This is a genomic window from uncultured Chloroflexus sp. (assembly GCF_937951745.1).
Taxonomy (GTDB): Bacteria; Chloroflexota; Chloroflexia; order Chloroflexales; family Chloroflexaceae; genus Chloroflexus.
The window spans coordinates 47,277-53,363 of the sequence record NZ_CALFBQ010000084.1; the positions used below are offsets into that span (position 1 = coordinate 47,277).

Here is a 6,087-nt window from a genome sequence, read left to right on the forward strand (position 1 = left end):
AAACAAGAGAGAATAGAGAATGGTCGCTCATTCTCTATTCTCTCGGTGTTGGTGGGCGTAGGTGGACTCGAACCACCGACCTCGATCTTATCAGGATCGCGCTCTAACCGGCTGAGCTATACGCCCTCGCAACGCGAAGAAGTATAGCACAGGCGAGAAGGTATGTCAAGTTTGGCGAAGCGAATGGAGTAAACGCCCTGCCCCGCTCTCCGCTAGGGAGCGGGCCGGGATGCGGGGTGGTAGTTTTCAAAGTTTAAGGTTGACAAAATGATTGAATTAGTATATTCTAACCACGTCGCTTAGTACACTTCAGGAGAGATACAACTCCTATGGAACTGCTGGTCGCTCATGAGATTGGTTATCGCACCGACGGTCGATGGTTGGTGCAGTCGGTTTCCCTCTCGCTCTCTGCTGGCGAGGTAGTGATACTCGTTGGACCTAACGGCGCTGGCAAGAGCACGCTCCTAAGCTTGCTAGCCGGCGACTTATCGCCGACCACTGGTGAGATTTGGCTTGAACGCCATAACCTCAATCGGATGTCGGCATTGGCACAGGCCCAACGACGCGCTGTATTACGCCAGCAAATTATCGTAACCTTTCCCTTTACCGCATTAGAAGTAGCGCTTATGGGCCGTGCACCACACCTACGCGGGCAAGCGGAAAGTAAACGTGATCTTGCGATTGTAGAGGAGGCATTGGCACAAACTGAAACCACATCATTCGCTACCCGGCCCCTGCCAACACTTTCCGGAGGTGAACAGGCTCGGGTGCAGATGGCGCGAGTCTTGGCTCAGACGACACCTATCCTGTTGCTCGATGAACCGACAGCGGCACTTGATCTGCGTCATCAGCATCGCATCTTGCAACTAGCTCGTCGCGCAGCCGATCAGGGTGGTGCCGCCTTGATCGTCCTGCACGATGTCAATCTGGCAGCACTCTACGCTGACCGGATTGGGGTAATGCATCAAGGCCGTCTGCACGCGATTGGATCGCCGTGGGACGTGTTACGAGCTGATTTGCTAAGCGACGTGTACGGTGTACCAATCACAGTACAACCACACCCACGTGCGGCTACGCCACTTGTGCTTAGTTTACCGGAAGATCACACAAGGAGTGCATCGACCCATGTTGCCAAAGTTCGCTAAACTGCTCGTTTTTCTGACCTCGCTAGCGTTGCTCGCCGCCTGCGGCACGAATTCCACTGCAACGGGCCCGACAGCGGCTCCAGCACCAACAAACGTTCCAGAACCGGCTGCTACAACGGCTCCCACGGCAGTTCCAGCGCCAACAAACGTTCCAGAACCGGCTGCCGCATCAACCACTGTAACACCCATCCTACCCGCAACCGTAACTGATTATCAGGGTGAGACAGTAGTCATCGAGTCGATTGATCGGATTGTGAGTCTATCCGGTGATATAACAGAAATCATTTTCACACTCGGTATGGGCGATTCTGTAGTTGGCGTCGATATAAGCGCCACATATCCCGCCGAGAAGACGAAGGCCTTGCCAAGTGTTGGCTATCAGCGCCGGCTCAATGCGGAAGGTATTCTGTCACTGGATCCGACTCTGGTTATTGGTAATGAATTTGCCGGGCCGCCAGAAGCGTTAGCCCAAGTACGCGCAGCCGGTGTACCGATTGCACTCACTGCTAGTCCGCCTACACTCGAATCACCCGCCCAAAAGATCATTTTTGTTGCCCGTGCCCTTGGCATTCCACAACGGGGCTACGAATTGGCCGGTCAGGTTGAGGCTGAGATTGCACGAGCACGCGCCGAAGCTAGTACTCTACCGCGCCAACCACGTGTCCTCTTCCTCTATTTGCGCGGCACCGATGTACAACAGGTAGCCGGTGCGAACACTGCTATTGATGCGATGATTACCGCCGCTGGGGGTATCAACGCTGCCACCGAGGTTGGCATCGTCAACTATGCACCGCTCAGTGCAGAAGTTGTGATTGCTGCTCAGCCTGACATTATCTTGGTTCTCACTAAAGGCCTTGAGTCGGTGGGTGGAATCGATGGTCTCTTAAGTATTCCGGGTCTTGCCGATACCCCCGCCGGTCAGCAGCGGCGTGTGGTCGATTTTGATGATCTCTACCTGAACGGCATGGGTCCGCGCACTGGGCAAGCATTGGCCGATTTAGTTACCGCTTTCCGCAATGCTGTTGTGCAGACGGAGGGATCATGATAGAGACGCATAGCCGGGTCAGCACAACTGTCATCGCTCCAAAATTCGTCGGACGAAGCTGGCTGATCATAACCCTAGCAGTAGTTCTGTTCGGTGCGCTCTTGCTCGGTGTCGGCATTGGAGCCGTCGCCATTCCTCCAGAAGTAGCGTTAGCTATTATCTTAAGCAAGGTCGGCATCAACTTGGATGTAACGTTCACCCCACAACAAATGGCTGTGCTTTGGCATATTCGCTTGCCACGGGTTGTGTTAGGTGGATTGGCTGGTGCAGCATTGGCAGTGAGTGGCGCACTTTTACAGGGGATTTTTCGAAATCCACTCGCCGATCCCGGCCTCATTGGTATTAGCAGCGGGGCGGCGCTCGGTGCGGTCTTTACCATTGTGAGCGGGGTGGCAGTAATCGGCATCTATACCTTGCCAATAGCCGCCTTCCTTGCTGGTACGGCAACCACCTTGCTCGTCTATCAGTTATCGCGCCGCCACGGACGAACTGATGTCGCAATGTTGTTGCTGGTGGGATTGGCCTTGAATGCATTAGCTGGCGCAACTACTGGTTTGCTAACGTATCTTGCCGACGATGCCCAGCTACGTTCAATCGTCTTCTGGACACTGGGCGGGTTAGGTGGCGCGTTGTGGGAAACAGTACTAGCCGCAGCACCGCTGATCTTGTTCGTATTGGCTCTTGCCCCACGCTTGGGTTTCTACCTCAATTTGTTTGCCTTGGGAGAGACTGAGGCCCGTCATCTAGGAGTCAATATCGAATGGATCAAACGCGCCGCCGTCTTGATGGCTGCACTAGCGACCGGCACCACGGTCGCTCTTGTCGGCCCGATTGGGTTCATTGGGCTGATTGTACCGCATATGGTTCGGCTCGCTATTGGTCCTGACCATCGCTGGTTGATTCCGGCCTGTGCGCTCGGCGGGGCGATGCTATTAGTATTGGCCGATTTGCTAGCGCGTACCTTGGCTGCTCCCGCCGAAATTCCGGTCGGACTATTCACCGCCTTTGCCGGTGGTCCCTTCTTTCTAGTTCTGATACTACGCACGCGGCGACAGTACGGATTAAGTTGATAAGGAGGAGTTATGATTACGACCGCTAATCGCATTTATGTCCATCCTGATTACGCTGACCTGTTCGAGGAGACCTTCCGCAATCGCGCTCGCCTCGTTGATCGAATGCCCGGTTTTATCAGTAACCAACTACTTCGCCCGGTCAATCCCGGCGATCCGTACATAGTGTTAACCGTATGGGAGAGTCGTGCCCATTTCGAGGCTTGGGTGCGATCTGATGAGTTCCGGCAGGGACACGCTCGTTCAGGTACGTTGCCCAAAGAGGCGTTTACCGCACCCAATAAGCTTGAACTGCACGAGATCATCATGGATACTACCCGGCCTGATGTACCGGTTGAGCCACGTGGCAAGCCATTTAACGTCCATCACGGATAAGCACGAGTGAATTCAAAGGATCGCTCCATCAAGAGAAGAGGAGTATACCGATAGGATAAGGGCGCACAACGGTGCGCCCTTACGCGAGAAGTTGATGATATGGTGACGCAATATACATCATTTTTGCCACCAAACGTTGCCTTGCAATGCACACCAACTGAACTAGCTTGTCTATTGACGTTAGCCGACTTGGCTGAAGATCAAGCTGTTCTTCGGGCTGATCAGGTGGCCTCCGCACACGAGTTGCAAGGATTGCAACGTCTGTATAAGCGCAATCTAGTCACTATAACCGGTGATGGAACATTATCATTAACGACCAATGGTTGCTTGCTGGCTCACCATCTGCAAATCCGACATCGCCTGCTTGAACGGTTTCTCTGCGATGCACTTGGTGTACCGTGGATATTCGTGCATCGTGAAGCAATGTGTTTAGCCTCAAGTGCCTCACCACATTTTTTTGAGAGGGTGGTCGAATTGACACGGCACGCAACAGTGTGCCCGCATGGCAACCCGATCCCCGGACGCAGCGCACCACTCGTCAACGAACAACGGCTAGCTACCGCGCCGTTTGGTCAGCGCTGTCGACTCGTTCGTATTGCCGAATGGGTCAGCCACGCACCGCACCGCCTCCAACGCCTCTGGAGTCACGAAGTGTTGCCGGGATGCACACTGATCCGCGTGCCCGATCCGCTGCACCGATACGTCGTTCGACTCAATCAACGATCGCTCGTTCTAGGGCAACGAATGGCTGAAGCATTATTTGTAGTGGTGGAATAGTGGTACGGTAAAGAAGAATGCTGCGCCCTGCCCCAACCCGGCGCTTTCGCCCCAAATCTGCCCACCGTGCAGCTCGACCAACGCTTTGCAGATGGTCAGGCCAATACCAGCACCACCGGTTGCACGCATCCGCGCCTTATCCACGCGGTAGAAGCGCTCGAAGAGATGGGGCAGATGCTCGGCAGCAATACCGATGCCGGTATCGCGCACACACCATTGCACAGCATCACCGACCCGCACTGCCTGTACTGTCACCTCACCACCGACCGGTGTGTAGTGCAAAGCGTTGCCGAGCAGGTTGATCAATACTTGCAGCACTCGGTCAGGATCGGCGCTCACCAATGGTAAATCGGCTGCGACCTGCGTGCGTAGCGTCACCCCTTTTTCAGCAAATTGCGCTTCCAAACGAGCCACCGCTGCTGCACTCAACGCTGCCGGTGTAACCGCAGTGAGGTTCAACGCCACCTGCCCCGACTCTACCCGCGATAGCTCTTGCAGATCGCCGACTAATCGGCGCAGCCGATTGACCTCATCAAGCACCAACACCCACGTCCCTTCATCAGATTCGACGACGCCATCGAGCATCCCTTCAACGTAACCGGCAATCGTAGCCAGCGGTGTGCGCAACTCGTGGGCCACATCGCCGATCAAGGCTACTCGGCGCTGCTCTGCGTTTTCAAGGGTGGCGGCCATCGTATTGAATTGCGCTGCTAGCTGGGCCAACTCGTAATCGCCTTGTATTGGCACGCGCTCGCGGTAGTGGCCGGCGGCAATCCGCCGCGCTGCGATGACGAGCCGTTCGAGCGGTTGGGCGACTCGCCGTGAAGCCGCGAAGCTCACCACCACCGCCACTACCATCGCTGCGCCACTGCTGATCGTCAACGCCTGCACCATCGCCTGCGTGAAGATGGCGTTCGTCGCCCGTTCCATCTCGATCATACTGTCATCAGCCGTGGCAGCCCAATGCGGACCCAGCCACGCAACCATCAGACGGTCATGCAGTCCCGGTGCCAAAAGCAGCATCACGCCAAGCAGTGTGATCGCGCCAGCGGCAATCGTCAGTAGATGAGCAATGAACAATCGCCGCCGCAAACCGCCCCGCGCTACCCCTCCTTTCATCGCCGCTCTCCAAACCGATAACCAACACTGCGCACCGTAAAAATAAAGCGGGGCTGGGCCGGATCATCACCCAACTTCTTGCGCAAATTGGCGATATGTACTTCCACCACGTGATCATCACCAAAGAAGTCGCCGCCCCACACCCGGTCGAGGAGTTGAGCGCGCGAAAAGACCCGCCCGGGCGCTGCGGCTAAGACGCGCAATAGCGAGTATTCGAGATGGGTCAATGAGATGAGGTTGCCATCAAGCCAGACCATACGCGCGACTGGATCAATCACGAGCGAGCCATACCTGATCGACTGCTCATCGTCACAACTGAGATGGCGGGGACGGCGAAGCAAGGCCCGCACTCGTGCAACCAATTCGCGCGGCGAAAAAGGCTTCACGAGATAATCGTCAGCGCCAGCCTCTAGCCCGACTACCCGATCAATCTCTTCCGCCTTCGCAGTTAGCATCAAGATGTAGGAATGTGAAAACGAGCGCACCTGCCGGCACACCTCTAACCCATCAAGCTCTGGCAGCATGAGATCGAGAATGATCAGGTCGGGTTGCAGAT

7 protein-coding genes and 1 tRNA gene are annotated in these 6,087 nt (G+C 55.6%); 5 read left to right on the forward strand and 3 right to left on the reverse strand.

Annotated features, from left to right (window positions below):
- Positions 1–49: 49 nt before the first annotated feature.
- Positions 50–126: transfer RNA gene (locus Q1A59_RS17405), tRNA-Ile, on the reverse strand.
- 203 nt (positions 127–329) lie between these two features.
- On the opposite strand from Q1A59_RS17405, the gene Q1A59_RS17410 reads away from it, so the two are divergent.
- From Q1A59_RS17410 to Q1A59_RS17430, 5 genes are all read left to right on the forward strand, one after another.
- Entirely contained in the window at positions 330–1,145 is an 816-nt protein-coding gene (locus tag Q1A59_RS17410) for a heme ABC transporter ATP-binding protein (RefSeq protein ID WP_298406855.1), read from the forward strand.
- Positions 1,126–2,190, forward strand: a complete 1,065-nt coding sequence (locus Q1A59_RS17415) for an ABC transporter substrate-binding protein (RefSeq protein ID WP_298406852.1) — start codon at positions 1,126–1,128, stop codon at positions 2,188–2,190. Before Q1A59_RS17410 ends, Q1A59_RS17415 begins: the two co-directional genes overlap by 20 nt.
- On the forward strand, positions 2,187–3,260 hold the full coding sequence (locus tag Q1A59_RS17420; protein WP_298406849.1) for an iron ABC transporter permease: 1,074 nt from the start codon (positions 2,187–2,189) through the stop codon (positions 3,258–3,260). The genes Q1A59_RS17415 and Q1A59_RS17420 overlap by 4 nt, the downstream gene beginning before the upstream one ends.
- 12 nt (positions 3,261–3,272) lie before the next feature.
- Positions 3,273–3,635 carry an antibiotic biosynthesis monooxygenase gene (locus tag Q1A59_RS17425; RefSeq protein ID WP_298406846.1) on the forward strand — a complete coding sequence of 121 codons (363 nt, stop codon included), beginning with the start codon at positions 3,273–3,275 and terminating at the stop codon, positions 3,633–3,635.
- A gap of 99 nt (positions 3,636–3,734) precedes the next feature.
- Positions 3,735–4,412, forward strand: coding sequence for a metal-dependent transcriptional regulator (locus Q1A59_RS17430; RefSeq protein ID WP_298406843.1), 678 nt, complete (start codon positions 3,735–3,737; stop codon positions 4,410–4,412).
- On the opposite strand, the gene Q1A59_RS17435 is transcribed toward Q1A59_RS17430, so the two are convergent.
- Entirely contained in the window at positions 4,392–5,531 is a 1,140-nt protein-coding gene (locus Q1A59_RS17435) for a cell wall metabolism sensor histidine kinase WalK (protein ID WP_298406841.1), read from the reverse strand. The two genes, Q1A59_RS17430 and Q1A59_RS17435, sit on opposite strands and share 21 nt — an antisense overlap.
- A partial coding sequence (locus Q1A59_RS17440; RefSeq protein WP_299645300.1) for a response regulator transcription factor occupies positions 5,528–6,087 on the reverse strand: 560 nt, incomplete at its 5' end. The genes Q1A59_RS17440 and Q1A59_RS17435, both read right to left, overlap by 4 nt.